Here is a 1,623-nt window from a genome sequence, read left to right as displayed (position 1 = left end):
TCCACCTACCAGTTTAAACAATCATATCCAACAGATTGCTCACCTAACCTTCTCCGTCCCCACATCGCAGTTTATCCAAGTACGGGAATATTAACCCGTTTCCCATCGACTACGCTTTTCAGCCTCGCCTTAGGGGCCGACTCACCCTGCCCCGATTAACGTTGGACAGGAACCCTTGGTCTTCCGGCGAACGAGTTTTTCACTCGTTTTGTCGTTACTTATGTCAGCATTCGCACTCGTGATACGTCCAGCGAACCTCTCGATTCACCTTCATCCGCTTACACGACGCTCCCCTACCCAACAGACTTACGTCTGATGCCGCAGCTTCGGTGCTATATTTTAGCCCCGTTACATCTTCCGCGCAGGCCGACTCGACTAGTGAGCTATTACGCTTTCTTTAAATGGTGGCTGCTTCTAAGCCAACATCCTAGCTGTCTAAGCCTTCCCACTTCGTTTCCCACTTAATATAGACTTTGGGACCTTAGCTGGCGGTCTGGGTTGTTTCCCTCTTCACGATGGACGTTAGCACCCACCGTGTGTCTCCTGAGTATCACTCTTCGGTATTCGCAGTTTGCATCGGGTTGGTAATCCGGGATGGACCCCTAGCCGAAACAGTGCTCTACCCCCGAAGGTGTTCGCTCAAGGCTCTACCTAAATAGATTTCGGGGAGAACCAGCTATCTCCCGGTTTGATTGGCCTTTCACCCCCAGCCACAAGTCATCCGCTAATTTTTCAACATTAGTCGGTTCGGTCCTCCAGTTAGTGTTACCCAACCTTCAACCTGCCCATGGCTAGATCACCGGGTTTCGGGTCTATACCTTGCAACTATACGCCCAGTTAAGACTCGGTTTCCCTACGGCTCCCTTATTCAGTTAACCTTGCTACAAAATATAAGTCGCTGACCCATTATACAAAAGGTACGCAGTCACAAGCTTACGCTTGCTCCCACTGCTTGTACGTACACGGTTTCAGGTTCTATTTCACTCCCCTCGCTGGGGTTCTTTTCGCCTTTCCTTCACAGTACTGGTTCACTATCGGTCAATCAGGAGTATTTAGCCTTGGAGGATGGTCCCCCCATCTTCAGACAGGATTTCTCGTGTCCCGCCCTACTTATTTTCAGCTTAGTTCCACACAGGACTTTTAAAGTACGGGATTATCACCCTCTGTGATTTAGCTTCCCAGCTAATTCCTCTAAGTCTTGTGCTATAACTGAATGGCTACTCCGCTTTCGCTCGCCGCTACTTACAGAATCTCGGTTGATTTCTTTTCCTCGGGGTACTTAGATGTTTCAGTTCTCCCGGTTTGCCTTTATTACCTATGGATTCAGTAATAAATAGTAGATTCTTCATCTACTGGGTTTCCCCATTCGGACATCTTGGATTAAACGCCTCTTATCGACTCATCCAAGCTTTTCGCAGATTAGCACGTCCTTCATCGCCTCTGATTGCCAAGGCATCCACCGTGTACGCTTAGTCACTTAACTATACAACCTGAAGTATTTTCAGGTATTTCATTATGACACTAAGACTTAACTGCTTTTGTTCAGTTAAGATTTCTTTACTCAGACTTTCTTTCGAAAATCTCTCAGTTTTTCAGCTTGTTTATACTTTTTTAAAGAACAAT

General features: G+C 47.0%; 1 rRNA gene. It reads right to left on the bottom strand.

The features are described 5' to 3' along the window. A 23S ribosomal RNA gene (locus A1D26_RS05925) occupies positions 1-1,483 on the bottom strand; the annotation flags it as partial. Positions 1,484-1,623: the final 140 nt, after the last annotated feature.

Source organism: Ursidibacter maritimus (assembly GCF_009761395.1).
Classification (GTDB): domain Bacteria; phylum Pseudomonadota; class Gammaproteobacteria; order Enterobacterales; family Pasteurellaceae; genus Ursidibacter; species Ursidibacter maritimus.
Note: the sequence above shows the minus strand (reverse complement) of the source record. Positions and strands in the feature narration are given on the sequence as shown.